This is a genomic window from Streptomyces asoensis, assembly GCF_016860545.1.
GTDB classification, from domain to species: Bacteria; Actinomycetota; Actinomycetes; order Streptomycetales; family Streptomycetaceae; genus Streptomyces; species Streptomyces asoensis.
The window spans coordinates 1,450,151-1,474,977 of the sequence record NZ_BNEB01000003.1 but is presented as its reverse complement, the minus strand read 5'-3'; the positions used below and the strand labels follow the sequence as shown (position 1 = coordinate 1,474,977).

Sequence of the window (24,827 nt, the reverse complement as noted above, 5' to 3'; positions counted from 1 at the left end):
ATTCCGGTCCGTGGGCCCCCAGGACGGGCACCGACTCCCGGTCCGGCTCCGCGACGGCCCCCGGCGCCGGGACGGGCACCGGCTCAGGGTCCGGCTCCTCGGGCTCCGCCCCCGGGACAGGTGGCAGCGCCCGGTCCGGCTCCGCGACGGCCCCTGGCGCCGGAATCGGCGCCGGGACAGGCACCGGTGCCGCGTCCACCCCGGGCGCGGCGGCCGGACCGAGCCCCGCGTACGGCTCCGGGCCGGACCCGGCCCACGCGTCCGGGCCGGGCTCCCAGCCCGGCTTGGCTCACGGGTCCGGGGCGGGGTCGGGGTCCGCCCCGGGCTCCACAACCGCACACGGTTCCACCGCCGGACACGGCCAGGCCACCGGACACAGCGCCGCCGCCGGACACGGCGGCGGTGTCGCGCAGGGGCCGGGCACGGCGCACGCGGCCGGCGCCGCCTCGGACGGCGGATCCGGGCCCGGTCACCGCCCCGCGCAGGGCACGGTGCTCGCCGCCTCGCCGCCCACCCCACCCGCCCCCGCCGCGTCGGCCGCCGCCCCGGCCGCCGACGACGACCACGACCCGGACGACGAGGACACCACGGAAACTCCCCTGCCGGTCATCCCGCCGGAGGACGGCACCGCCGCCCCTTCGGGCACCGCACCGGCCGCCGCGCACCCGCCCGCCCCCGACGCGACCGCACCCACCGCACCGGTACCGGCGGCCGCCCCCGCGCCCGCGCTCGGCGACACGATGGCCGCGCGGGCCCGCTCGCTGCTCGTCCCGGTCGCCGACGCGGAGCCGCGTCCCGCCGCGCCGCCGTCCGTCGCACCGGTCCTGCCGGGCAGGCCGGTCGCGGACCGCCCGCAGGTGCGTGCGCCGGGCCCCGTGCAGGGCGAGCAGTTCGGCGTCGCGTGCCCCTGGTGCGCCACCCCGAACAACCCCGACCGGCACTTCTGCGTCCGCTGCGCGATGCCCATGACGCTGGAGGACCGCTCCTCGCTGCGCCTGCCCTGGTGGCGCCGCCTGTTCCATCGCAACCGCGAGGCGCACTGGGCCGGCGACCGCCCGCGCCTGCGCCGTACGTTCGACCGCATCCTCAGCTGGGTCGTCGCGGCGGTCGTCCTCACCCTCGTGATCATCGCGGGGGTGAACACCCCGGCCGCGATCCAGGCCACCCGCGACCACTTCGCCAAGCGCGCGCCGGTCGCGCCGGACTCGTTCGCGGCCTCGCGTTCCTACCCGGGGCACAAGCCGGAACTGGCCTTCGACAAGATCAACAACAGCTGGTGGGGTCCCGGCGTCTCGCAGTCGGGCGAGGGCGAGTGGATCGAGGCCCGTTTCGACGAGCCGACCCGTCTGCTGGACCTGATCATCACCTCGGGGACGTCGGTCCGCCCCGACCAGCTCACCCAGTCGGCGCTCCCGCACCGCATCAAGGCGACGATCACCCTGAAGGACGGGAAGACGACGACCCGGGAGATCGTCCTGGACCAGAGCTCGGGCGGCCAGCGCCGCGCCTTCCGCGTGGGCGAGGTCACCAAGGTCCGCTTCACGATCGAGTCCTCGTACATGGCCTCGCCGAGCAAGCAGGTGTCGATAGCCGAGATCGAGTTCTTCGGCCCGTCGAGCGCGAACGCGACGTGAGGCACTGACGGGAGCCCGTCCGGCCGTCGCCGACCGGGGTGGGGGGATGGTGTACGCCGCCCCCGCCCCGGTCGGGCGGGTCGGGCGGCTGCGCCGTGCCCGCAAAACGAACGAGTCCCACCCCGCCTGACACGGGATGGGACTCGTTCACCGGAGCGCCGGGCAGGCCTTGCACCTGCATTTCCCCGCAGGAAGCGGGGCGTCTTTCCTTGGACCACCAACGCAGAGGTCGTTCACCGTTTTTCTTTCCGGTGACCGGCTCAAGATCAAGCTTACCCCATTCCGGCGGTCCTGTTGACCATGTACATCGTCAGGCGACGTCGTCGACCTTCAGTTCCGGTCCGACCACCAGGGTGACGACCCCGGCAGCGGCCGCGGTGTCGGCCGTGGCCCGCAGTCCGGGCAGCCGGGACGCGAGGACGGCGGCCTGCCCGTCGAGTCCGGCCGGGTAGGTGACGGTCGTCTTCGCGACCGTCCCGCCGGGCGCGTTGCCGGTGCCGGTGACGGTGTATCCGGCGGCCTTCAGCTTCTCGGCGACGGCGGCGGCGCGGCCGGAGACGCCGGTGCCGTTGAGGACCTGGACCCGCACGCTGGAGGCGTACACCACGTTCTTCTTCGCCGCCTCCAACTGCGGCTTGGTGACCTCCTTGTCCTTGGCCAGGGAGGTGAACAGGTCGGCGGCCTGCGGGTACTGCCAGACGACGTTGGCCTTGTCGGTGGGCTGGTCGGCCTCCCGGCCGTAGTTGGGCACCGTGAGGAAGCTCAGCCGGTCGCTGGGGATGCCCTTGAGTTCGTCGGCGAGCCCGTACAGCGGCTTGATCCCGGCCATGTCGGGATCGGTGGTGAGGGACTTGGTGATCGACTGGAGGAAGCCGTACATCGCGTCGGGGCTGGTGAGCTTGGACTTGGCCTTCTTGGCCAGGGCGTCCATGAACTCCTGCTGGCGGCCGATGCGTCCGATGTCGGACCCGTCACCGACGGCGTAGCGGACCCGGACGTAGCCGAGCGCCTTCTCGCCCTTGACGGTCTGGCAGCCGGCCTCCATGTCGAGGTGGGCCTTCTTGTCGTGGATGGCCTGCTTCGGGCAGACCTCGATGCCCTCCAGCGCGTCGACCATGCCCTTGAAGCCGGAGAAGTCGACGGACATGAAGTGGTCGATGCGCAGGCCGGTGTTGGCCTCGACGGTCTTGATGCTGCACGCGGCGGCCTCGCCGACCTTGCCGTTGCTGCCGCCGAGCGCGAAGGCCTCGTTGATCTTGAAGTGGTGGGGGGTGGACGTGCTTCCGTCGCCCTTCTCGCAACTGGGTATCTCCACCCACGAGTCGCGCGGGAAGGACACGACCGAGGCCCACTTACGGTCCGCCGGTATGTGCAGCACCATCAGGGTGTCGGACTGCATGGTGGTCAGGTCCTTGCCGTACTTGGCGTTGGCGCCGTCACGGCTGTCGGACCCGACGATCATGATGTTCTTCGACCCGGGGCTGAGGTTCTCGGGCCGGTTCTCGCCGAGTTTGTCGTCCACGTCGGCCGAGTTGATGTTGTTGTTCAGGTCGTTGTAGACCCACGCGCCGACCCCGCCGATCCCGAGGACCACGACGGCCGTCACACCCGCGCCCCACGCGAGGATCCGCCCGCGCCGCGTCAGCCGGGTCCGGCCGGGACCGCCCGGCCTGCCCGCGGCTGCGCCGCCCGCCCGGCCGGGTCCGGCCGCCCTGCCGACGGGTCCGCCCGTCCTGCTGCCACCGCGGCCGGCCGCCTCCTCCGGAGTACGCCCGCGCCTCCTCGTTCCGCTCACCGGCGCTCGCCCCTCCGCCTCGGCTGTTTCACCCCGTACACCGTGCTCGGATCGCCGGCGTTGGTCACCGCCGAACGTCGGAACCCTACACGCGTGCAGGAATACGTCCGAGAAGCACAGACGACTCAGGAGACTCCCCTGGCCGTACAAGGGTTGCCCCACAACGGGCAGGTGAGACCGACGGCACGACAGGAGTGGGCGGGATCACTCACCGGTGCGGCGGGGCGCCGGTCCTGCGACCACCCCGGCCCGCGCAGGGCGGGCCGGGGCAGGTACGCCGTTCCCTCGGATCAGGGGGCGTCGACCAGGTCGACCGGCGGGACCGACACCGTGCGCGCGCCCACGGTGCCGCCCAGGACGACCTTGCGCAGGGAGACGTTGTTCTTGGTGTTCGTCTCCTGGAGACGGTTCGCCGGATTGGCGATGACCTGGATGTAGTAGGTGCCGTTCGGCAGGTCGGTGATGTCGAAGGACTGCCCGGGACGGTACTGGGTGTACGTGTCGCCGGAGCCGACGTCGAGGACCTCACGCACGGAGATGGAGTTCTGCTGGCCGCAGGCGGTCGACAGATCGGTGTTGAACGGGTGCCAGTTGGCGTTCTTCACCGTGTAGTCGATGGCGTCGGTGTTGGCGAGGCAGAACGCCTCCTTGCCGCTCTTCACGATCTCGTGCTGGTCGGCGGCGAGCAGCCGGTAGCTGGCGAAGTCGGTGAAGTGCCAGTGCTCGTGACCGACGCGCGGGTCCCACTCCATGGTGCCGGCCGGCGCGTAGCCGACCTGCTTGCCCTTGGCGTCGTAGAAGTACTGGTACGAGTCCATCAGTTCCGCACCCGGCTTGCGGAAGCCGTCGACGACGAGCGGCGCGGGGCCGGCGTTCCAGACGTTGGCGCTGAAGGCGAGGTAGTCCTTGCCCGCCACGTCGCCGTCCTCGCCGTCGGTGACCGCGATGTCCCAGGCCGGCAGCGAGCGCAGGTCCGGCTTGGGCACGTTCGCCGCCACGCCCGCGCGTCCGCCGGGCCGCGTGGCGGCGGGCTTCAGCGCGGGCGCGACACGGGAGCCGTCGGTGTGGCCGGCGCCGTCACCCAGGTGGCGGGCCAGACCGCGGGCCTCCAGGGCGTGCGAGAGCGCGGAGGGAGTGGGCGCGTCGGCCCCGCGGGGCCCGTAGTGGTGCCCGCCCGCCATACCGTCCATGCCGGCCATCCCGGCCATGTCGTGCGAGGCGCCGTGACCGGCGCCGCCGTGGGCCCCGGCCGCGCCGCGGGGAGCGACCCCGACGCCGCCGCCCCCGCCTTCGCCGCCGTCGCCGACCTCGCGGACGGTCAGTTTGATGGTCGGCCGGTCGTCGGGGATGCCGAACAGGTCGCGGTACTTCTTCGCCACGGCGACCTTGACGGTGTACTCGCCGGCCGCCAGGTCCACGGGCTTGTCGTAGTCGAAGGCGGAGGTGTTGGCCGCCCAGCCCTTCTCGACGCCCCAGACCGAGCCGAGCGTGAAGGGGTTGGTGGAGCAGCTCTCCGGATAGTGCGAGGTGGCGGGGGCGTCGGGGCGCAGCCGGCCGGAGGCGTTGTTCGGGCAGAAGTTGCTCGTGCTCTTCTGCACCTCCGCCCCGGCCGCGTTCTTGATGGAGACCTCCAGGAAGTCCGGGAGGCCGCCGAACTGCTTCACCAGCCCGGCGGGCAGCGCCTTGGTCTTCACCTTCGACCCGTCGCGCAGGATCTGCTGGGCGACGATCGGGTCCTTGTAGGACTTCCGGGTCACCTTCAGCTCCAGCGGAGCGTTGTCGACGGTGACGTAGGTGCCGAGGTCGAGGTAGACCCCGGCGTTCCCCTCGTACCGGTCGGCGGTCACGGCCTTGGAGGCGGCGACGAGTTTGAGCTTCGGCGTCCCCGGGGTGCTCGCCGGCGCGGCGCCGGCACCGGGTGCGGACCCGGTGACGGCGGCCACGACGGTGAGCGCGGCGCCGGCGGCGAACGCCGTGCGCTTGAGCGTCTTGCGATGTTGCGATCTGGTCATCGGTTCCTCGTCTGCGAGTGCCGTGGTCAGCGGCATCGGACCGGACAGCCCACCGACGGGCCGGGGTCCAACACGTCCCTCGCACCCCGGCCGGGTCTGTGAGCACCCTGTGAGAGAGGTAAATGCCGTGCCGGGGTTGCCTGTTGGGCCGGAACCGGACCGAAGGACCTCAGAGGTTGTAGCGGCTCTTCAGGTGGCGCCAGAAGTCCCGCAGCATCCAGCTGTCGAACTCGGTGATCCGGGTGGCGCTGCCGGCCTTCATCAGGAAGCAGCACTGTCCGGTGGGGGTCCAGTCGTAGAAGTCGTCGAGCCCGAAGGTGTGGCCGACCTCGTGCAGGTAGATGTGGATGTCCTCCTGGTTCAGGGCGCCGGTGAAGTACTCCTGGCCGACGCGCTGGCCCCAGTCCCCGCCGGCGCCGCCCTGGAAGCCCTGGGTGAGCCAGAGGGACTGGTCGTAGTGGCGGGCGGTGCCGCCGGGACACCGGGAGTAGTTGCCGTCCTGGTGGAAGAAGCGGCCGCAGTCGGGGGCGCACTGCGGGGCGCCCGCGCCGTCGAGGACGCCGGAGTAGATGTCGACGGAGTTGTCGGTCCACTGGAGGGTGGAGCGGTTCTTCACCGCCCAGCCGACGATGTTGACGGGGACGCTGGTGTAGGGCCAGTTGTCGTAGCCCCGGCCGTTCTGCACCTGCGTCGCCATCCATTTCGCGAACTGCTTCCTGAGGACCGCGTGGATCTGGTCCCGCAGCGCGGTGCTGACCGGGGCGTCGGACTCCCAGCGGACGCAGTAGTTGATGCTGCCCTTGTTCGCCATGACCTGGTCCCAGCCGTAGTTGCGGAACCCGTAGAGGTCGGGGTAGGTCGTCGAGACGTGGTTCCAGACCTCGTCGAGAGGCCGGACCAGGCCCGCGGGCGGGTTCCACTCGTCGGCCGCCTCGGCCCGGGGCGCCGCGAAGCCGGTCGCGTGGAGCAGGAGGGCGGCGAGTGCCGCCAGGACGGTCAGCAGCCTCGCGGGGTGCCGTGGGGGGTGCCTGCGCATGGTGAACTCCTCGTGTGGGGTAAGGGATTCACGTGCCTGTGCGGTCGTGCTCGGTGTCGTCCGGTGCTTCCTGCCCCCGTAGTCGCCGCCGGGCGGGGCGGGGTTGCCGTCCGGGTGGTTCTTCGCCGGTTCCGGGGTGGGCAGGGCGGTGACGGCCGCATAGTGAGCCGGTGTTCCACGCCCCCCGGGCCCCCGAGGCCCCTCGGTCCCCCGAAGCCCCCCGGTCGTCCGAGGCCCTCCGCCGCCCTGACACCGGCCGCGCGTCCCAGGTCCGCCGCCTCCGTGTCCCGCACGGCCTCCGGACGCCGCTGGTCGCGCTCCTCGTCGCCCTCGCCGTGCTCGCCGGGCCCGCCTGTGTGCCGGTCGGACGGGGAGCGGGTGGGCCGCCGGGTGCCTTCGGCGCGTACGTCGGCTACGACGACGCCGGGGTACGGCGGATCGGGGCGCTCGACCGGTGGCTCGGCAGGGCCACGCCCCGCGTCGGGCACGCCTATCTGCCGGGGGACCGGTGGAGCAACATCGAGGGGGCGCCCGGCTATCTGGAGCACTGGGCGCGGTGGAGACAGGCGCGCGCCGACCGGATGTTCGTGCTCAACGTGCCGATGCTGGAGGGGACCGAGGAGCACGTGTCCGACCGGGTCGTGCGGGAGGAACTGCGCCGGGGTGCGCGCGGGGACCACGACGGGCACTTCCGGACGCTGGCCCGACGGCTCGTCTCGCTGGGGCTGACCGACAGCGTGCTGGTCGTCGGGTGGGAGATGAACGGGATCACCTACACGCACCGCTGCGGACCCGACCCGCGGGCCTGGAAGCGGTACTGGGCGCGGATCGTGGACGCCATGCGGTCCGTGGACGGCGGGCGGCGGTTCCGGTTCGAGTTCACGCCCAGCCGCGGCCGCGACGCCGTGCCGTGGACCGCCTGCTACCCCGGCGACCGGTACGTCGACGTCGTCGGCATGGACGCCTACGACCAGCCGCACGGCATGTCCTTCGAGGAGCAGGTCACGGAGCCGTACGGCCTCGCCGCGCAGGTGCGGTTCGCGCGGGCGCACGGCAAGCCGGTCTCGTACCCGGAGTGGGGGCTGTTCCGCAACGGCGACAACCCGGAGTACGTGCGCGGGATGCTGACCTGGTTCGCCGAGCACCGGCCGCTGTACCAGACCATCAGCGACTACTGCCCGCACGGTGTGTGGCGGTGCTCCGGCAATCCCCGGTCGTCGGCCGTCTACCGGACGCTGATGGGTGGGCCGTCCGGCTGAATCCGGCCGCCACGCGGTCCGGGTGCCGCCCCCGGCCACCCTGCCGGTCCGATGATCACACGATGGGACGAGAACACCTCGCGCGCCTCTCACGACCCCGGGCGCGAACGCGGACGACGGCGCGGACCCGCACGCGCCCAGCGGGCTCGGGCCGGGCCGCCGGCGCCGTCCTGTCCGTCCTGACGGCCCTGTCCGCCCTTCTGCTGCTGGTGCTCACCGCCGTGCCCGCCGGCGCCGGGACCGACGGGTTCCGCGGGGAGACCGCCCGCGCCGTCCGCGCGCACGAACGGGCCCGGGCACGCGTCGACCGGCTGCGCGAGGAGGACGCGCCCGACACGGAGGTCAGGGCCGCCGAACGCCGCCGCAAGGCCGTCCGCGCCGGACTGTGGGACCTGCTGTGGGCGACGGGCCGCAACTCCGGGGACCCGGTCGCCGTCGATGCGTCAGGACGCGACGGCCACTGCCCGTTCGGCGACCGCAGCCGCCCGGCCGGGCAGCGCTCCCCTGCCTGGACGGCCCCCATCCACCACTACTGGCTCTCCGCGGGCTACGCCGCGAAGGGCTCGCGCTGGGCCCACCGCCACACCGGCCAGGACTTCGCCGTCGACGCGGGTTCCCCCGTGTACGCCGTCGGCTCCGGCACCGTCCAGGCCACGACCTGCGGCGACGGCTTCGGCAACCAGGTCGTGGTCCGTCACCGGGACGGCTACTTCACGCAGTACGCGCACCTGTCCCGCATCGACGTACGCAAGGGCGAGCGGGTGACGGCCGGCCGGCGCATCGGCCTCTCCGGCGCGACCGGGAACGTCACCGGACCGCATCTGCACTTCGAGGTGCGGATCACCCCCTACGTCGGATCCGCGGTGCCGCCCCTGCCCTGGCTGCGCCGCAAGGACGTGCGGGTCGGCGGGGCGTCCCTCGACGCCGTCAGGAGGAACTACCACTGCTGCCGGGGGCGGTAGGAGGCCAGCGCCCAGATCACGAACACGTCGAGGGCGATCTGGACGACCGCCCAGACCGGCGCGTACGGCAGGAACAGGAACTGGAGGACCAGGCTGAGCGAGGCCAGCACGATGCCGCTGACCCGGGCCGTGCCCGCCCACGCGCCGCCGCTGAGCAGCCCCCAGCCGGTCAGCGCCGCCACGACACCCACGACCAGCAGGAACCAGCCCCAGGTCGTCAGGTTCATCTCGTAGACGTAGTGGCCGACCCGGGCATAGACGTCGTCGCCCGCGATCGCGGCGATGCCCTGGAACACGGCGAGGAAGCCGCTCACGAACATGAGCACACCCCCGAAGACGACCCCGGCCGCGGCCAGCCCGCTCCCGGGCGGCGCGGGAGCGGCCGCGGGCCGGCCCGGCGAACCGGTGCCCTGGTGGGACGGGTCCCACACGCGGGGCCCCGGAGTCGGCTGGGAGTGCGGCTGGTCGCTCATGACGCCACCTTGTCTCTGTGTCGGCGTTCGGTCCTGTCCTCCCGCTCCACCGACCCTGCGTCCGGCCGGGGGACGCCACCACGGGGGTGCGCCGTCCGGGTGACCCGGCATGCGGGCGGCGGGCACCGCCCCTTCACTGGAGGAGGGCCCGCGGGCCCTCGGACCCCTCATAAGGAGAGACGAGATGCCACGCACCAAGGGCGTGCTGCTGACGGCGGCGGCCATCTGCTGCGCCACCGCGCTCACCGGCTGCTCGGACGACAACACCCCGTCGTCGGTGTCGTCCGCCGCCAGCAAGGCCGCCTCCGCCGCCGAGTCGCTGGGCAGGGAGGCCACCGCGGCGGCGTCCTCGCTCGCCTCCGGCCTGGCCTCCGACCTCGCCTCCGAGGCGTCGTCGGCGCTCGCGTCGGCGACGGCGGAGGCCAACCGCAAGCTGGACGAGGTCAAGGGCGGTGCCGATGTGAAGTCGGACGTGGACCTCGGCGCGACGGGCACGGACAACGGCCGGGCGACGGCCGGGGTGACCGTCACCAACACCGCCGACGGGACGAAGTCCTTCGCCGTCCAGGTCGACTTCACCGACTCCGCGGGCAACCGGCTCGACACGGTCGTCGTCACCGTCCAGGACGTGTCCGCCGGCAAGACCGGCAAGGCGACGGCCCGCAGCAACCGTGACCTGTCCGGCGAGGTGAAGGCGAAGGTCGTAAGGGCGGTGCGGTACTGACCCGGAACCCGCGGACCTCTGTCGCGGGCCGGCTGCTGCGGGAGATCGTCATCGACCCGCACCACCTCCCCGAGCACCTGTCCCTGTTCGCGGTCCGCCACCTGGGACCGGTGGCGCGCCGCACCACGTCGACCCGGCCCCCGCCCACCCGGGCGCAGCTGCTCTCCCGGGGCCGGCGCGCCACGGTCACCGAGGGCGCCTTCGTGGGCGGGCCGTTCCTCGTGCTCATCCCCGTCGCGTTCTGTGCGGCGCTGCTCCGCCAGACCCGCACGGTCCTCGAACTGGCCGCGCTGACGGGCCGCGACCCCACCGAGCGGGACCGCGCGGCCGAGATCCTGGTCCTGCAAGGGGTGTACGACGACGTGCCGCGGGCCCGCGCGGGCCTGTCCGCGGCCGGGGCGCGTGCGCCGCGCGCCGGTTCGCTGCGCCGCCCGGCCGTCCTCGGGGGCCTCACCCTGCGCATGGCGCGGCTGCTCGGCCTGCTCGCCCCGGCCGGGCCCGGCGGCCGCCCCGGCCGGTGGAGCCAGGCCGCCCGCTGGCTGCTCCTCGTCGTCGTGTTCCTCGTCGGACTGGCCGCCCCGCTCGTCTGGCTGCCCTACATGGCCGACTCCTACGACCGCGCCACCGTCCGGCTCCACGAACGGGCCGTCCGCTTCTACTTCCCGCGGGACGGGTCGGACGGCGCCCCGCCCCGCCCCCGGCGCCTCGACCCGGCCGCCCTGGCCGGCGCGGGCCGTGCCCTGCTGTCCGTGCTGGTACCGGTCGCACTCGCCGCCGGGGTGCTCCTGGCCGACCTGCGCATCGCGGGCGGCACCTGGCCGGTCCTCGGCATCGTGCTGACCGCCGCGTCCGTGACGACCGGCGCGGTGTGGTGGTGGCGACGGGGCCGACGGGACCGCGCAGCGTGACGGTCGCCGTACCGGTGCCGAACCGCGTTGCCGGTGTCGCACACCAGCAGCGCGTCGGCGAGGAACTGCTCGGGACGCCGGGCGACGTACGCCTCAGGCCATCCAGAAGAAGACGGCCGTCATCCGCTTGTCCTGGAGTGTCGTGCCGCAGTAACCGGTGGCGCTGTGGACGAGGTTGGCGTTGTAGAGGAGCAGCCGGTTGTGCCTGTGGGGCACCCGTACGTCCTCCTCGAAGGCGTCGGGGGCGACGAACCTGGTGCCGAGGGCCTCGACGAGGTTGTTGTGCGGGGCCTGGACGACGTTGCCGCCGAGCCGCCCGCCGGGCAGGGACTGCCGGTAGAAGCTGGTGCCGCAGTCCTTGGGGACGGCCGGGTTGAGGTACAGCACGGCCGCGTAGCGGCACAGCGCGCGCGAGTCGGAGTGGGGCCGCGGGGAGCTCTCGCCCTGCCCCACCACCTGGACGCAGTTGTGGTTGAGCGTGCCCCCGCCGGGCGCCTGCTGCACCCACAGCCGCCGGGCGCCCGTGGCCTCCCTCACCAGCCTTTCCACGCGGGCGAGTTCAGCGGGTTCCAGGCCCGGCATGGTGCGCAGTCCGGGCCAGCTCTCCGAGGTGTACGGGTGGCCCTCGATCCAGTCGTCCCTGGCGAGGCAGCGTTCGCGGATCGCGGCGGCGCCGGCCTCGGGGAAGACGTCGTCGATCACCCAGTAGTCGCGGCCCTTGGTGGGCTTGCGGTAGGGCAGCACGGGGAGCGTGGCGGCGGCCCCTGAGGGCCGGTGGGGCCGCTGTGGCATGGACATGCGGCGAATCTAGGACGGGGGTCCGTCACGACTCGCCCTCCCGTTGCCCCGCACTCCCTCGCGAAGTGGTCAACGTTTCGTCGGGCCGGTCAACGGATCGCCAACGGGAAGAGCGCCGGACCAAAACCCGGGCCCCGGGCCCGGGTCAGAGGCCCTGGGTCCGCTGCGCGCTCTCCATGGCCCTGCGGTGGCGGCGGGCGTCCAGGGCACGGTTGATCTGGTACACCCGGACGGCGGTGAACGCGGCGACGGCGGCGCCGATGGCGGCCATCGCCCACTCGCCGTCCCGGACGGCCGCGTAGAAGAGGAAGCCGCTGAAGACGACGCCGAAGACGGCGAGCAGGGGCTCGCGCACCCAGAAGGGGAGGACGCGCACGAAAAGACCGATCATCCGGCCACTTCAGCAGGAGTGGCCCGCGCGGGCCGTGATGGAGGCCACAATTCCGGGAGTTGTCCGTTCCGGGACCCGCCGGACGCTCAGCTGTCCGGTCCCGGCACCACCGCGTCCCCCACCGACACCCGCCCCGCGCGCCGCACCTCGAAGTAGGCGCCGAAGGCGACACCGCCCGCCGTCCGGCGGTAGTCCGCGAGTGTGCGCAGGGGCTCGGGACCCTCGCGGCGGCCGGTGCGCTGGTCGACCAGCGTGACCGCGCAGCGGATCGTGTCCTCGGTGCGGGCCAGTTCCGCGTCGCCGACGAGGAGTCGGGCGGCGCCGTCCTCGGTGTGCGCAACGGTCCATCCGTCCACCACCAGGTTGGGGCGGAAGCGGTCCATCGGGACGGGTGCGGCGCCCCGTGCGGTGATCCGGCGGTTCAGGGCGTCCAGGGTGGCCCGCGAGACCAGGTGCAGCCGGCCGGCGTTGCCGTCCGGGGACGGGACCAGGGTGCTCGGGGCGCCCAGGAAGTCCGTGAGCCACGCGTGCACGTCCGGGTCGTCCGCGCGCACCGGGTCCCGGCCCGGCGCCCTCAACGTCAGCCCGTCCTGGTTGCGTTCCGGGGTGATCAGGGCCAGCGCGGGGTCGCCCCCCTGCCAGCGCGGGTCGCCCTTCTCGTCGGCGATCGCCCAGGTCCGGTCGTGCGGCAGGCCGCCGGCCGTCAGCGCCGCCTCCGTGAGCGCCGTCCCCGCGCATCCCTTCACCGGGTAGTACGTGATCCCCGTCAGTGTCGCGGCCGTCATCCCCGTTCCCCCTTCGTCGGTCCGTCACCGGCGCAAGCCCGACACCGTCATACCCCGGCCGGGCCGGCCGCGGGGCCCGTCGCGTCCGTCAAGTTCGCGCGATCACCGCTGAGTCGGATGGGCTCCGCATCCGTACTCCTGTGTGCCGGCCCCCACCGGGTGCCCGGCACATCGACATATCGGCGGACATACCCGACCGGGCAGGAGGAACGGTGCCACTCTCGCGAAACATGATGGGAACCCTGTTCGTCGGCGGTGCGCTCGCTGTGACACTCAGCGCACTCGCCTACCCATCCATGCTCGGACTGAGCACCGTGTCGACCTCGACCGACCGTGTGATCGCCAACACCCAGTGGGGCCCGCTCACCGAAGGCGACCGCGACTTCGTGGTGAAGGTGCGCGCCGCGGGACTGTGGGAGTACCCGCTCGGCCAGCTCGGGCTCCAGAAGAGCCAGACCCCGGCCGTCCGCACCGCCAGCAACCACCTGATCGACGGTCACGGGGCGCTGGACACCAGCTGCCGCAAGATCGCGCCGATGCTGAACATCCAGCTGCCCAACGTGGCCAGCCCGCAGCAGGAGGGCTTCGTCGCCCAGCTGAAGGCCGAGAGCGGCAAGCAGTTCGACACCGACTTCGCCAACATCCTGCGCATGACGCACGGCTCGATCTTCAACACGATCGCCAAGATCCGGTCCACCACGAAGAACACCCTGGTCCGCGCGCTCGCCGACCAGGCCAACGACACCGTCCTGGACCACATCACCGTGATGGAGAAGACCGGTCTGGTCGACTTCGACACCACGCTGTTCAACCAGACGACGCCGCCGAAGCTGCCCCAGTCGGACCTGACCCCGCCGGTCCCGCCCGCCGGGCAGCCCATGGTCGTCCTCAACCCGCCGCCCACGGCCACCTCCACGCCGCTGGACCTCAACGCCGCCCTCTCGGGCAACAACGCCGGGTGACCGTGTCACCCGGCGGCCCGTGAGGCACCCTCCGGACCCTCGGGTCAGTACGTGCCGGCCAGCCAGACCGTCGTGTCCGGACCCAGCCGCCCGCCGTCGTCGAGGGGGACGCTGCTCAGCAGCACCTCCCCCGGCGGCAGCGGCACCGGCGTCTCCGACAGGTTGGTCACACAGCGCCAGCCGTCGTGGCGGGCGAAGGCCAGCACGCCCGGCGGGGTGTCCCGCAGCCAGGTGAGCTCCTCGCCGTCGAGCAGCTTGCGGCGCAGCCGCAGGGCCGTGCGGTACAGCTCCAGCGTGGAGCCCTCCACGCCGTCCTGCGCCTCGACGGCGAACCGCGCGAAGTACGGCGGCTGCGGCAGCCAGGCACCGCCCGGACCGAAGCCGTACGAGGCTCCCGTCGCCGTCCACGGCAGCGGGACCCGGCAGCCGTCGCGGCCCTTGCGGACCCGGCCCGTCTGCTCCCACACGGGGTCCTGGAGGACCTCCACGGGCAGGTCGGCCACCTCGGGCAGTCCCAGCTCCTCGCCCTGGTAGACGTACGACGACCCCGGCAGCGCCAGCATCAGCAGCGTCGCCGCGCGGGCCCGGCGCAGCCCTGCGTCCTCGTCGACACGCGGCGCACGGCCGCCCGACAGCAGCCAGGCGTTGTCGTCGGTGCCCGGCGCGAGCATCAGGCGGGAGGCGTGGCGCACGACGTCGTGGTTGGACAGCACCCAGGTGGCCGAGGCGCCGACGGCGCGGGCGGTGGCCAGCGACCCGGTGACGACCGTGCGGATCTCCCCGGCGTCCCAGACCGCCTGGAGGTACTCGAAGTTGAAGGCCTGGTTCAGTTCGTCCGGCCGGGCGTAGAGGGCCCGGCGGTCGCCCGGGACCCAGGCCTCGGCGACGGCCGTGCGGGGCGGGGTGTAGGCGTCGAGGACGCGGCGCCAGTCGCGGTAGATCTCGTGGACCTCCTCGCGGTCGTAGAACGGGTGCGTGCCCGGCGCCAGTCCGGCGAGCGCCGCCTCACCGGCCGGGCCCGCGCCCAGATCGCGCAGGGGCTCGGCGAGGTCCTTGGCGAGGGCGTGCGCCACGTCCACCCGGAAGCCGTCGACGCCCCGGTCGGACCAGAAGCGCAAGGTGGTGCGGAAGTCCTCGCGGACCTCCTCGTGGTCCCAGTTCAGGTCGGGCTGCTCGCGGGCGAAGAGGTGCAGGTACCACTGGCCGTCGGGGACCCGCTGCCAGGCGCTGCCGCCGAAGACCGACTGCCAGTCCGTGGGCGGCAGTTCGCCGCTCGCGCCGCGCCCGGCACGGAAGACGTACCGGGCGCGGGCCGGGGAACCGGGGCCCGCCGCCAGCGCCTCCTGGAACCAGACGTGCCGGTGGGAGGTGTGGTTGGGGACCAGGTCGACGATCACCTTCAGGCCCAGTCGGTGGGCCTCGGCGGTCAGCGCGTCGAAGTCGGCCAGGGTGCCCAGGCGCGGGTCCACGTCCCGGTGGTCGGCGACGTCGTAACCCCCGTCGGCGAGTTCGGACGGGTAGAAGGGCGACAGCCACAGGGCGTCCGCGCCGAGGGCGGCCAGGTGGGGCAGCCGCTCGGTGACGCCTCGCAGGTCGCCGAGCCCGTCGCCGTCGGCGTCGGCGAAGCTGCGCGGATAGACCTGGTAGACGACGGCCTGTCGCCACCAGTCGGGGCGGTGGGAGGAGAAGTCGGTCATGCACGGAAGTCTGTCCATTGTGCCGGGAATGTGAACGTGCGAGCCATTCGGAGCAGATCCTTCCGCACGTGGGGAAGATGTGACGGAAGCTTGAACTCCCAGAGGTTTGAAGCAGGTTGACAGCGGTCCGCGGTGCGCACGACGATGGGCCCAAGCTGTGGCCCCTGTGACCGGAGGGCCTGGCGTTGCTTCTTTCTTCTTCTGATCTGACCAATCAGCCCCGGCCGTTCCACTCCCGGCCGATGAGTCCTGGCACCCGCCAAGAATGGGATGCGCATGTCCATAGCGAGACGTGTCACCGTACGCCGCCTGCTGGGGACGGGCGCCGCTTCGCTCACCCTGTGCGCCGCCTCCGTCGCCGCCGCGTCCGGCGCCCTCGCCGGCACCGGGACCCCAGGTGGCGACGGCTGGAAGTCCGGCGGCCAGTACCAGCCGGGAACGGGCGCGGGCACCGAGACGGGGACCGACCGCTGTGAGTTCTCGCTCGACGGCACGCACTTCTACAACTCCGTCAGGGTCGACGACCAGACGCTGCGGCCGACCGGCGACGGCAAGATCCACGTCACGGTCCGCGCGGCCGGTGACGCGAGCACCTGCACCGCTTCCCTCGCCTCCTACCTCGCCCACGGCGCCAGCTTCGGCACCTCGGGCGAGCAGGTCTTCGTCGACTTCGACACCGTGACGGTGAAGCCCGGCAAGACCGACACCCTCGACATCGCGGTGCCCGACGCGGGCTGCTTCGCGCAGATCGACCTCTACCGCGGCGCCGTCAAGTTCGACGGCAAGCTCGACGCGAAGGACGGCTTCGTCCACGGGGACCTGCCCAAGGGCCCGGACCGTCCCGTCATCAAGGACAAGCTGATCGCGGCCTGGAACGGCGGCACGAAGGACTGCACGGTCACCGAGCAGCCGCCGTCCTCCCCGCCGGCCGGCGGCGGCGGTTCGTCCTCGCCGTCACCGTCCGCGTCGACGCCCTCGGAGCCGTCGAAGCCGTCGCAGTCGCCGTCCGACAGCACGTCTCCCTCGCCGTCCGCGCCGTCGGAGTCGGAGTCGGGCACGCCGACGCCGTCCGCGTCCGCCTCCGAGTCGACCACCGCGCCCGCGCCCACCCCGAACGGTGGCGGCGGCGGCCTGGCCGAGACCGGCGCCGACAGCAACACCCCGCTGATCGCGGGCGGCGCGGCTGCGCTGCTGGCCGGCGGCGCGGCGATCTTCGTCGCCACCCGCCGCCGCAAGACCCGGCACAGCTGACCCCCGACCGGCCCCCACCCCTGCGGCCCGCACGGGACGTAGGGGTGGGGGCCGCGGAGCGGTCAGCCCTCCAGGGTGGTCAGCCAGAGTTTGACGTAGCGCTCCACATCGACGTCCAGGGCCACGTCCACCAGGGCGTTCTCGCGTGCGCCCTCGTGGATCTCGGACTCTCCCGGACGCGGACGGCGGTCGACGACCGTCTGGCCGCGGGCCGGGCCCGGGGCGAGGGAGACCTCGACCGGGAGCGGCTCGGTGGTCAGCCCCGCCGGATCGGCCACCGCGCACACCGCGCCCGCGTCACCGAGCCCGCCGGTCGGGGTGGGATCACCGGAGGTCGCCGGATCACGGTGGGCGAGCAGCTCGCCCGCCAGCCGCAGACGCGGCTCCGCACTCGCCCGCAGCCGCGCCACGTCCGCCGCCGGGACCAGGACCCGCTTGAACACGTCCAGGCCGTACATGGTGATCGGCACGCCCGCGGTGAGCAGGACCGCCGCCGCCTCCGGGTCGTGCCACACGTTGAACTCCGCGACCGGCGTGGCGTTCCCGGTCGTCACGGCGCCGCCCATGAACACGATCCGCTCGATGTTGCGCGTCACCTCCGGGTGGGTGCGCAGCAGCAGGGCGATGTTGGTCAGCGGGGCGGTGGGCACGAGGGTGACCGGACGCGGGGAGGCGAGGATCTCGCGGCGCAGCAGCGCGACCGCGTCCACGTCGACCGGCCGCCGGGTCGGCGCGGGCAGCCCCAGGTCGCCCATGCCGTCCTGCCCGTGCACGTGGGACGCCGTGCGGACCGGTTCGATCAGCGGGCGCTCGGCACCCCGGGCGACCGGGATGTCCCCGGCGCCCGCGTGCTCCAGCACGGTGAGCGTGTTGCGGACCACTCCGTCCACGTCCGTGTTCCCGGCCACGCAGGTCACCGCCCGCACGTCCAGGCCGGGGTGACGGACGGCGAACAGCAGCGCGAGGGCGTCGTCGACACCCGTGTCGCAGTCGATGATCACGGGGATGGGCTGCTCGGTCACCTTCGGGACTCCTTCCGCACCACGGTCGCCGTCACCACCGACCCTATGCGGGCGGACCCGGACCCGTCCGGTCCCGCGGGGCACCCGTGCGGCCGGGCCGCCACCCGCCCGCACCAGCGCCGGTAACCCGTACGGCCCGCCGCGCTGGTCGGCCCGTGACACCGGTGTTGCCGTGGGAGGAGGCACACCCGGCCCGCCGGCCGGCAGACGTCCCCGGCGGACCCGACCGGTGAGCACACGCCCGGCACCGCGCGCACTTCTGGAGGCACCCCCCGATGGCCCGTACCACCCACCTGGCCTCCGCCCTCGTCCTCGGCACGGTCGCCGCCGTCACCACCGGCTGCGCCACCCTCGGTCTGGAACACCCGCCGACCGCCGCCCCGGCCACGCCCACCGTCGAGCGGACCTCGGCCCGGCCCACCGCGCCGGCCACCTCCCCCGTGCTCAGCGAGGCGCAGGCGCGCGCCGCCCTCCTCACCCCGTCCGACCTGGGCGCGCCCTGGACCCCGACCCAGGGCGCCGCCACCTGGCGGGACGGCATCCTCAAGGCGACCACGACCAGCCCCGACTGCCAGAAACTCCTGGACGCCCTCTACTCCGACGAGCTGCTCGGCGCCCCCGCCCGCGCGGTCGTCGGACTCGACGACCCCGACGTCGGCGCCCAGCTGCGCTACCAGCTCAGCGGTGCGCGTCCGGCCGACGTCGACCGCCAGGTGGCCTGGCTGAGGACGATGCCGCAGAAGTGCGCACGGTTCGCGGCGCGGGCGACCGGCGACACCGTGCTCGACGCGCAGGTGGCCGAGCTGCCGCTGCCGGAGGCGGGCGACGTCCGCCAGGGCCTGCGCGTGACCCTGACGATCTGGGCGACGGCCGAGAAGAACCCCGGCGGCGACCCCACCGCCCTCACCCTGGACGTCGCCGCCGTCCGGGCCGGCCAGGACGCCTTCGCCTTCACCAACGGGGGACTGAACGACGCGCCGAACGCGGCGACCCAGGCGGCCGTGCAACTCGGTGTCCGGCGGCTGGCGGACGTCAGGCAGCAGGGCAAGGCGCAGATCTGAGAGGCAGTCGGGGCGGGCTGCGGGGCTCAGACGTCCGGGTCGTCGAAGCGCAGGCGCAGCGTGACCACCTCGTGGGCCAGCTCCAGCACGGTGGTGTCCTTCGCGAAGGCGTGGCCGCGCAGCAGAGACAGCGCCTCGTCCGCCGCGATGCCCAGCTGGGCCATCACCATGCCGACGGCCTGGTACACCTCGTCGTGCCCGGCGGCCAGCGGGCTGAGCCAGTGACCGGCGTCGCCCGGGTCGTGCGGCTCCGCCGTCGGCAGTGCCACCAGCGCCGCCGTGACGAGTTCGGCCAGCACCCGCGCCGTGCGCATGTCGTCGGCGGCCAGCTCGCCCGGCTCGTCCCGGTAGAGGTCGAGGGTGCCCACGCACACCGCCCCGTCCCCCAGCGGCAGGGCGCACACCGACCGCACGCCGACCGCGGCCGCCTGCTGCGCGAACACCGGCCAGCGGCAGGCGTCCCGGTTCGACGTCAGGTCCGCGGCGACGACCGGCGCCCCCGTCTCGGCGGCCTCACAACAGGGCCCGTCACCCAGCGTGACCTGCAACTCCGTCACATACCCGGCCCGTTCACCGCTCGCGCTCAGCGGCACCGGCATCCCGTCGCCCCGCAGCGACACGCTCGCGTCGTCCACCGGCAGCAGCCTCAGCACGGCGTCGCACAGCCGCTGCGGCACCTCCCGCGGGGCGGCGCCCCGCAACTCCTCGGCGACGATCCCGGCGACGCGGTCCCGGCCCAGGTGGACCACGGTCATCACCTCCGTCACCGGTCCGGCTCGCCCCTCGGCCGCCGGGTACCCATGGGCCACCCGGGGAACCGGGCCCGCCTCACGGCTTCTCGTACGGGTCCGCCGGCTGCGCCACCCGCCTGAGCGTGACGGCGTCCAGCACCGGCGGCCACGCCGCGTCGGAGCCGAGCGCGCCCCGCGGGCGCCAGGTGCCGGTGACGGTGACCCAGGTGTCGGCCGGCAGGACCTCGTCGCCCGCGTCCCGGACCTCGACCTTGCCGGTGGTGGCGTCGGCGGCGCAGCAGGTGACCACGAGCCGGGTGACGTACCAGGCGCCGTCGTCACCGTGGGTGACGAAGCCGGTCAGGCGGACCGTACGGCCCTTCAGCGACCGTCCGCTGTCGTAGATCGCGCGTGAGCTGAACGCGGCGACGGTCAGCTCCACGGGGTCCCCCGCGGGCAGCGCCGGGAAGGTCCCCACACCCTGCGCGGCCCGCTGGGCCGCCTCCCGGCCGGCGCTGTAGGAGCCGAGCGCCGGGGGCGGGAAGAGGAGGAGGGCGAGGGCGGGCAGGGTGAGCAGCCAGGCCACGCGGGGCCCGCCGGGCCCGTGGGAGTGACCCGCGTGACCCACGTGACCGGTGGGGCCGCCGCCGTCGCCGTGGTGGGGGAGGACGGCCGTCACGAGGCCCAGCAGGACCAGCGCGGCCCCGGACACGATCAGGTAGGGCCGCAGGCCGGCCTGCACGTAGCGCAGGTAGAGGTCGCCGAGGAGAGTGATCCGCAGGACCGCGCCGCCCGTCAGCAGGAGCAGCGCCGCCGGTCCGTACCGCCTCACAGCAGCCACCACCCCACGAGCACACCGGCGGCCACGGCCACCAGCCAGGTCGCCGAGGCGAACCGTACGGCGAAGGAACGGCCGAAGGTTCCCGCCTGGAGGGCGACGAGCTTCAGGTCCACCATCGGGCCCACCACCATGAAGGCCAGCCGCGCCGTGGCCGGGAAGGCGCTCAGGGAGGCGGCGACGAAGGCGTCCGCCTCGCTGCACACGCACAGCACCACGGCCAGCGCGGCCAGCAGCGGCACCGCGAGCCAGGGCGAGCCAGGGCGAGCCGGTGAACACGTCGAGGACCGCACGCGGCACGGCGACGCCGAAGGTCGCCGCGGCCGCCGCCCCCAGCACCAGGAAGCCGCCCGCGTGCAGGAAGTCGTGCCGGAGACCGTCGAGGAACGCCCGCGGCCCGGCGGTGCGCTCCGCCGGCGCCGCCCCGCGCCCGGGTGGCCGCAGCCACTCCTCCCTGCCGAACCGCGCCCACAGCCAGCCCATCACCACGGCGGTGCCGAGCGAGGCGAGCAGCCGGGCCAGGACCATCTCCGGCCGGCCGGGAAAGGCGAGAGAGGTCGCGACGAGCACCACCGGGTTGATCGCGGGCGCGGAGAGCAGGAAGGCCAGGGCGGCCGCCGGTGCCACCCCGCGCCGCATCAGGCTCCCGGCCACCGGCACGGAGGCGCACTCGCAGCCGGGCAGCACCGCCCCGGCGAGTCCGGCGAGCGGCACGGCGAGCGCGGGGCTGCGCGGCAGCAGCCGCCGCAGCACCCGGTCCGGCACGAACGCGCCGATCGCCGCGGAGACGACCGTGCCGAGCAGGAGGAAGGGCACCCCCTGGACGGCGACGGCGGTGAAGACCGTCCACCAGGCGGCCACCGGCGGCGTGTAGAGATCGAGGGCGAGCAGCGGCCCGAGGAACGACACGACGGTCGCGAGGGCGACGAGCGCGGCGCCGCCGAGCAGGGCGTACACGGCGTACACGGACGCGCGCACGACGACCCGTGCGCCGTCGGCCACGGTCCGTCGGTTCTCCACGCCCGCACGCTAACGACGGCGCCTGTGCGCGAGGCGCCGCTTTCCCAGGAGGACGCTGTGCCCCTACAGCGGCGGCTGCGCGGGCGCCGGCCCCAGCGTCGTCGTGCCCGGCGCCGTACGGTGGCCGAGCCCGGTGCGGTACGCGTCCAGCGCCGCCTCCACCCGGCCGGTCCGCCGCAGCAGATCGCCCAGCATCCGGCACAGGTCGGCGAGGTCCCCCGCCGCCCCCGCCCGCTCCAGCAGGCTCAGCGCCCGTACGTAGTGCTCCTCCGCCGCCTCGGTGTCCCGGGCGTCCTCGGCGATGATCCCGAGCAGCCGGTGCGCGCCCGCCGAGTGCACGGCGCCGCGCTCGGGCGACAGGTCCCCGAGCACGGTGTGCAGCAGTGCGGCGGCCTCCTGCGACTTGCCCCGCCGGTGCAGGACGTCGGCCAGTTCGACGGCGACCTGGCTGCTGTAGAGGGCGGCCCGCTGGGCGGAGAGCATCGTCTGGGCCTGCTTCAGCTCCTCCTCGGCGGACTCCAGCTCGCCGTTCTGGGCGTACACGTAGCCGCGCATCCAGTGGCAGTTGGCGAGCTCGGTACGGAGCTGGAGCTGGCGGTAGAGCTCGGCCGCCTTGGCCAGCGAGGCGTCGGCCTCCGCGAGCCGGCCCTCGGCGAGCAGCGTCCGCGCGACGGAACGGTGCATCCGGGCCACCAGGGCGGGATCGCCCACCTGGGGCGCGAGGGCCAGGGCGAACTCGGCGGCCTGCGCGGCGCGGGCCTGGGCGCCCATGTCCATGTACGGGCCGATGACGGAGGCGTAGAGCAGGAGCAGCGCGTCGGGGTCGTGCAGGCCGCCCCGGTTGAGCTCGTCGAGGGTCGACTCCAGCAGGTAGACGGCGTACCGCAGCTCACCGGCGAGGTAGTGGGCGACGGCCCGGCCGCGCAGGGCGGGGACGCGGGCCGGGAGCGGCGCCCCCGCGAGGCAGGCCTCGGCGCGTTCGAAGCAGCGCAGGGCCGTGTCCAGGTCGCCGGTGTCGATCCCGCACTCCCCGAGGCCGAGCAGCGCGGTGGCCTGCTCCTCCTCGAGCCCGTGCTCGCGGGCCTCCGTGAGCAGCGCGGTGTACTGCCGGGCCGCCTCCTCGGCCTCGCCGGTGGCCAGCGACCGCTGTGCCTCGGTGAGGCGCAGCCGCAGATCCGTGACGAGACGGGCGGGCCTGCCGGTCGCCAGCTCCTCGAAGTCGACGCCGAGGCGGTCGGCGATGTGTTTCAGCGCGTCGTCGGAGGGCCGCACCCGGCCGGCCTCCAGTGTGGAGACATAGGCAGGGGTGTAGGTCGGTTCGGCCAACTGCCGCTGTGTGAGCCCCCGTTCGACGCGCAACCGCTGCACCCGGCGCCCCACGACCTCCGGCTCGTCCCGCTCTCCCACGCCGGTCTCCCCCAACTGCCCCTGTGCCTCTTGCCGTTGGACTATCCCAGCCTCTAGGTTAAACGGCGAGTTAAGCATGCTTAATAGCTGGCTGACGTGAGTATCGCAGTCGTCGACGTTGCGAGGTAGCCGTGCCCGGACGCACATCCGCACGCACATCCGCACGCCCTTCCGCGCCCTTCGCCAGAGCGGTCGCCGCGGCGGTGCTGGCCGTCACGGCCCTGATCACCGCGGCCAACGCGGGCCCGGCCAGAGCCACGGACGCCGACCCGGCCCCGCCGACGGCCCGCCACGACACCACGGGTCACCGCTGACGCCTGCGCCGACGCCCGCGCGGGTGCTCCGCGGCGGCTCACCCGTGGGGCTGCAACCGGCCCAGGCGGCTCAACTGCTGCCGTACGTGGTCCAGGGCCCCCTCGCGGCGGCCCGGCACCCGGGCGCGCAACTGCACGACCGCCTGACCCAGTTCGCGGGCCCGCGTCACGTCGGGGATCCGTCCCCACTGGTGGTGCGCCCGGTCGACCGCCGTCTCCACGGCAGGCGCGTCGGCCGGCTGCCCGGCCTCCAGCCGCGCGACGGCAACCGCCATCCAGGTACGGCAGCTGCGCTCGGCGTCCCCGGCGAACATCGCCAGGTCCGCCCGGACCTCGGCCCAGTGCAGGGCCTCCTCGGAGCCGGCCCCGAACGAGCGGGCGGCCTCCCGCTCGCAGCGCGCGGCGAGCCCGTCGGCGTCGGCGTGCCGCCCGTCGCGGACGGCATCGGCAAGGGCGGCGTGCGGATCCGCGTCCTCCGCCGACGCGGCCGGGCCCGGCGGCCCGGGTGACCCGGCGGCCTGCGCGGAGCCGTGCTCCGTCCCGCCCGGGCCCCCGCCCCGCTCCTCGGCGTCCGACCCTGCGGGCAACGCCCGGGGCGCGGGCACCACGGCCAGGGCCGCACCCACGGACAGAGCCGCGGCGCCGTCCCCCGCCCCCGGAACCCCGACCCTGTCCGGTCCCGCAGCCACCACCGGCGGCGGGACGTCGAGCAGGGGCACGGCGCCGGCCGACGGCGGGACGCCGGGCGGGGACTCAGAGCCGAAGGGAACCGGAGCCGCCGACAACGGCAGAACACCCACCACCGGCACCACACCCGCCGGGCTCGCGGCCGCAGGCAGAAGCACGGCCGGGTCCAGGTCCGGAGGCAGCACCGCGGCGCCGGACACGGGCACAGCGCCCGCAAGGCCCTCGGCCGCAGGCGGAAGCACGGCCTCGGCCGGATCCGAGGGCGTGGGCCGGGGCCAGGCGCCGGACACGGGCAGGGGTGCCACGGCCGCCGGGGGCGCGACCGGGGGGTGCGGCGCAGCGCTCGGGGCGGGCGGGGTGTCGGGGCGGGGCGCCGGGCAGGGCCGGGGGGCGGCGGGGAAGAACAGGTCACCGCGCTCGCCCTCGCCCGCGATCCGGGCCAGCGCCGCGTGATGCAGGCGTTCCAGCTCCGGGCGCCCCCCGCTGCGCAGTATCGTCGCGACCGCCTTCATGTACGACGGCACGGCGACGGCCCGGCGCCCGGGCGGCGGGGCGACCCTGCCGTACACGGTCACCGCGGACCCGCAGTCCAGGGCGTTCCCGCTCAGCCAGTCCCACGTCTCCTGGTCCGCGCGCAGATCGAGCACCACCGTCGTGGCGCCGGCCGGCCGCAGCCGCAGCTCCTCGCGCAGCCAGTGCCACGGGAACGCCGTGTACCGCACGGTCGCGGGCGTCGTACGGGCGAGCGCCAGGTGCGGCAGCCGCTGCCGCCGGTCGAGTTGCAGCTGTCCGGCGACGAACAGCGTCAGCGGTCCGGGGGTCACGGCGGCGGCCCGCAGCCGGGTCAGCACGGCCTGCGGGTCGAGCGGATCGGCGAGTTCGACGACGTTCGCGGTGTCGGTGCCGGCGAGCACGGAGGGCGCCACGGCCGCCAGTACGGGGAGCACGGAAGCCGCGTCGACCAGACACCCCTTGCCCCTGGGCGAGGCCGCGAGCAGCAGCACGGTTCCGGGCATGGTCCCCTGAGGCATGGTCCCCTCCCCTGTCGATCACGTACCTC

General features: G+C 74.1%; 22 protein-coding genes and 1 pseudogene. 9 read left to right on the top strand and 14 right to left on the bottom strand.

Features of this window, described 5'->3' with window-relative positions; all coding sequences use genetic code 11:
- Window positions 1-284: 284 nt before the first annotated feature.
- Window positions 285-1,634: an NADase-type glycan-binding domain-containing protein gene (locus tag Saso_RS19305; protein WP_229901341.1), complete on the top strand. Its 1,350-nt coding sequence runs from the start codon at window positions 285-287 to the stop codon at window positions 1,632-1,634.
- A gap of 310 nt (window positions 1,635-1,944) precedes the next feature.
- Here the strand turns inward: Saso_RS19305 and Saso_RS19300 are convergent, their stop codons facing one another.
- From Saso_RS19300 to Saso_RS19290, 3 genes are all read right to left on the bottom strand, one after another.
- Complete coding sequence (locus Saso_RS19300; protein WP_229901342.1) at window positions 1,945-3,240, bottom strand: LCP family protein; 1,296 nt, start codon at window positions 3,238-3,240, stop codon at window positions 1,945-1,947.
- A 479-nt stretch (window positions 3,241-3,719) separates the two neighbouring features.
- Window positions 3,720-5,441, bottom strand: a complete 1,722-nt coding sequence (locus tag Saso_RS19295) for a lysyl oxidase family protein (protein WP_229901343.1) — start codon at window positions 5,439-5,441, stop codon at window positions 3,720-3,722.
- Between the two features lie 169 nt (window positions 5,442-5,610).
- A complete protein-coding gene (locus Saso_RS19290; RefSeq protein ID WP_189923478.1) occupies window positions 5,611-6,477 on the bottom strand; it encodes a hypothetical protein in 867 nt (288 codons plus the stop codon).
- Window positions 6,478-6,812: 335 nt separating this feature from the next.
- On the opposite strand from Saso_RS19290, the gene Saso_RS19285 reads away from it, so the two are divergent.
- On the top strand, window positions 6,813-7,736 hold the full coding sequence (locus tag Saso_RS19285) for a glycoside hydrolase family 26 protein (RefSeq protein ID WP_229901360.1): 924 nt from the start codon (window positions 6,813-6,815) through the stop codon (window positions 7,734-7,736).
- A 62-nt stretch (window positions 7,737-7,798) separates the two neighbouring features.
- A complete protein-coding gene (locus tag Saso_RS19280; RefSeq protein WP_189923480.1) occupies window positions 7,799-8,698 on the top strand; it encodes a M23 family metallopeptidase in 900 nt (299 codons plus the stop codon).
- Here Saso_RS19280 and Saso_RS19275 read toward each other — a convergent pair.
- Window positions 8,674-9,171: a DUF7144 family membrane protein gene (locus Saso_RS19275; RefSeq protein ID WP_189923482.1), complete on the bottom strand. Its 498-nt coding sequence runs from the start codon at window positions 9,169-9,171 to the stop codon at window positions 8,674-8,676. The two genes, Saso_RS19280 and Saso_RS19275, sit on opposite strands and share 25 nt — an antisense overlap.
- Window positions 9,172-9,355: 184 nt before the next feature.
- Between Saso_RS19275 and Saso_RS19270 the strand changes: the two genes are divergently transcribed.
- Both Saso_RS19270 and Saso_RS19265 read left to right on the top strand, forming a co-directional pair.
- Window positions 9,356-9,895: an FxLYD domain-containing protein gene (locus tag Saso_RS19270; RefSeq protein WP_189923484.1), complete on the top strand. Its 540-nt coding sequence runs from the start codon at window positions 9,356-9,358 to the stop codon at window positions 9,893-9,895.
- Between the two features lie 110 nt (window positions 9,896-10,005).
- Window positions 10,006-10,803 (top strand): hypothetical protein, encoded by a 798-nt coding sequence (locus Saso_RS19265; protein WP_189923485.1) that lies wholly within the window; start codon window positions 10,006-10,008, stop codon window positions 10,801-10,803.
- A 93-nt stretch (window positions 10,804-10,896) separates the two neighbouring features.
- On the opposite strand, the gene Saso_RS19260 is transcribed toward Saso_RS19265, so the two are convergent.
- The 3 genes from Saso_RS19260 to Saso_RS19250 all read right to left on the bottom strand — a co-directional run bounded on the left by Saso_RS19260 (window position 10,897) and on the right by Saso_RS19250 (window position 12,777).
- On the bottom strand, window positions 10,897-11,601 hold the full coding sequence (locus Saso_RS19260) for a DUF6445 family protein (RefSeq protein WP_189923487.1): 705 nt from the start codon (window positions 11,599-11,601) through the stop codon (window positions 10,897-10,899).
- Between the two features lie 145 nt (window positions 11,602-11,746).
- Complete coding sequence (locus Saso_RS19255) at window positions 11,747-11,992, bottom strand: hypothetical protein (protein WP_189923489.1); 246 nt, start codon at window positions 11,990-11,992, stop codon at window positions 11,747-11,749.
- An 86-nt stretch (window positions 11,993-12,078) separates the two neighbouring features.
- Entirely contained in the window at window positions 12,079-12,777 is a 699-nt protein-coding gene (locus Saso_RS19250) for an MOSC domain-containing protein (RefSeq protein ID WP_189923491.1), read from the bottom strand.
- A 233-nt stretch (window positions 12,778-13,010) separates the two neighbouring features.
- Here Saso_RS19250 and Saso_RS19245 point away from each other — a divergent pair, with 233 nt between their 5' ends.
- Window positions 13,011-13,739 carry a DUF4142 domain-containing protein gene (locus Saso_RS19245; protein ID WP_189923953.1) on the top strand — a complete coding sequence of 243 codons (729 nt, stop codon included), beginning with the start codon at window positions 13,011-13,013 and terminating at the stop codon, window positions 13,737-13,739.
- 44 nt (window positions 13,740-13,783) lie between these two features.
- Here the strand turns inward: Saso_RS19245 and Saso_RS19240 are convergent, their stop codons facing one another.
- Window positions 13,784-15,436: a glycoside hydrolase family 13 protein gene (locus tag Saso_RS19240; RefSeq protein WP_189923493.1), complete on the bottom strand. Its 1,653-nt coding sequence runs from the start codon at window positions 15,434-15,436 to the stop codon at window positions 13,784-13,786.
- Between the two features lie 276 nt (window positions 15,437-15,712).
- Here Saso_RS19240 and Saso_RS19235 point away from each other — a divergent pair, with 276 nt between their 5' ends.
- The gene (locus tag Saso_RS19235) at window positions 15,713-16,687 is read left to right on the top strand and encodes an LAETG motif-containing sortase-dependent surface protein (protein WP_189923495.1); all 975 of its coding nucleotides are present in this window, start codon (window positions 15,713-15,715) and stop codon (window positions 16,685-16,687) included.
- Between the two features lie 62 nt (window positions 16,688-16,749).
- Here Saso_RS19235 and Saso_RS19230 read toward each other — a convergent pair whose 3' ends face one another.
- The gene (locus tag Saso_RS19230; protein WP_189923497.1) at window positions 16,750-17,709 is read right to left on the bottom strand and encodes a nucleoside hydrolase; all 960 of its coding nucleotides are present in this window, start codon (window positions 17,707-17,709) and stop codon (window positions 16,750-16,752) included.
- Between the two features lie 275 nt (window positions 17,710-17,984).
- Here Saso_RS19230 and Saso_RS19225 point away from each other — a divergent pair, with 275 nt between their 5' ends.
- Window positions 17,985-18,770 carry a hypothetical protein gene (locus tag Saso_RS19225; RefSeq protein WP_189923499.1) on the top strand — a complete coding sequence of 262 codons (786 nt, stop codon included), beginning with the start codon at window positions 17,985-17,987 and terminating at the stop codon, window positions 18,768-18,770.
- 26 nt (window positions 18,771-18,796) lie between these two features.
- On the opposite strand, the gene Saso_RS19220 is transcribed toward Saso_RS19225, so the two are convergent.
- The 4 genes and pseudogenes from Saso_RS19220 to Saso_RS19205 form a co-directional block, all read right to left on the bottom strand.
- Window positions 18,797-19,525, bottom strand: a complete 729-nt coding sequence (locus Saso_RS19220) for a GAF and ANTAR domain-containing protein (RefSeq protein WP_189923501.1) — start codon at window positions 19,523-19,525, stop codon at window positions 18,797-18,799.
- Window positions 19,526-19,598: 73 nt separating this feature from the next.
- Complete coding sequence (locus Saso_RS19215; protein WP_189923503.1) at window positions 19,599-20,333, bottom strand: TIGR03943 family putative permease subunit; 735 nt, start codon at window positions 20,331-20,333, stop codon at window positions 19,599-19,601.
- Window positions 20,330-21,359: pseudogene (locus Saso_RS19210) on the bottom strand (permease). Before Saso_RS19210 ends, Saso_RS19215 begins: the two are co-directional and overlap by 4 nt.
- 63 nt (window positions 21,360-21,422) lie before the next feature.
- Window positions 21,423-22,766 carry a helix-turn-helix domain-containing protein gene (locus tag Saso_RS19205; RefSeq protein WP_189923505.1) on the bottom strand — a complete coding sequence of 448 codons (1,344 nt, stop codon included), beginning with the start codon at window positions 22,764-22,766 and terminating at the stop codon, window positions 21,423-21,425.
- A gap of 131 nt (window positions 22,767-22,897) precedes the next feature.
- Here Saso_RS19205 and Saso_RS19200 point away from each other — a divergent pair, with 131 nt between their 5' ends.
- Complete coding sequence (locus tag Saso_RS19200) at window positions 22,898-23,080, top strand: hypothetical protein (RefSeq protein WP_189923507.1); 183 nt, start codon at window positions 22,898-22,900, stop codon at window positions 23,078-23,080.
- Window positions 23,081-23,118: 38 nt separating this feature from the next.
- Here Saso_RS19200 and Saso_RS19195 read toward each other — a convergent pair whose 3' ends face one another.
- Window positions 23,119-24,798: a hypothetical protein gene (locus Saso_RS19195; protein ID WP_372442455.1), complete on the bottom strand. Its 1,680-nt coding sequence runs from the start codon at window positions 24,796-24,798 to the stop codon at window positions 23,119-23,121.
- Window positions 24,799-24,827 lie beyond the last annotated feature (29 nt).

Bases quoted from the DNA above. Each gene is read 5' to 3' on its own strand.
- Saso_RS19295 (WP_229901343.1), bottom strand. From the start codon at position 5,441: ATGACCAGATCGCAACATCGCAAGACGCTCAAGCGCACGGCGTTCGCC.
- Saso_RS19290 (WP_189923478.1), bottom strand. From the start codon at position 6,477: ATGCGCAGGCACCCCCCACGGCACCCCGCGAGGCTGCTGACCGTCCTG.
- Saso_RS19280 (WP_189923480.1), top strand. From the start codon at position 7,799: ATGGGACGAGAACACCTCGCGCGCCTCTCACGACCCCGGGCGCGAACG.
- Saso_RS19275 (WP_189923482.1), bottom strand. From the start codon at position 9,171: ATGAGCGACCAGCCGCACTCCCAGCCGACTCCGGGGCCCCGCGTGTGG.
- Saso_RS19270 (WP_189923484.1), top strand. From the start codon at position 9,356: ATGCCACGCACCAAGGGCGTGCTGCTGACGGCGGCGGCCATCTGCTGC.
- Saso_RS19260 (WP_189923487.1), bottom strand. From the start codon at position 11,601: ATGTCCATGCCACAGCGGCCCCACCGGCCCTCAGGGGCCGCCGCCACG.
- Saso_RS19255 (WP_189923489.1), bottom strand. From the start codon at position 11,992: ATGATCGGTCTTTTCGTGCGCGTCCTCCCCTTCTGGGTGCGCGAGCCC.
- Saso_RS19250 (WP_189923491.1), bottom strand. From the start codon at position 12,777: ATGACGGCCGCGACACTGACGGGGATCACGTACTACCCGGTGAAGGGA.
- Saso_RS19245 (WP_189923953.1), top strand. From the start codon at position 13,011: ATGGGAACCCTGTTCGTCGGCGGTGCGCTCGCTGTGACACTCAGCGCA.
- Saso_RS19240 (WP_189923493.1), bottom strand. From the start codon at position 15,436: ATGACCGACTTCTCCTCCCACCGCCCCGACTGGTGGCGACAGGCCGTC.
- Saso_RS19235 (WP_189923495.1), top strand. From the start codon at position 15,713: ATGTCCATAGCGAGACGTGTCACCGTACGCCGCCTGCTGGGGACGGGC.
- Saso_RS19225 (WP_189923499.1), top strand. From the start codon at position 17,985: ATGGCCCGTACCACCCACCTGGCCTCCGCCCTCGTCCTCGGCACGGTC.
- Saso_RS19220 (WP_189923501.1), bottom strand. From the start codon at position 19,525: ATGACCGTGGTCCACCTGGGCCGGGACCGCGTCGCCGGGATCGTCGCC.
- Saso_RS19195 (WP_372442455.1), bottom strand. From the start codon at position 24,798: ATGCCTCAGGGGACCATGCCCGGAACCGTGCTGCTGCTCGCGGCCTCG.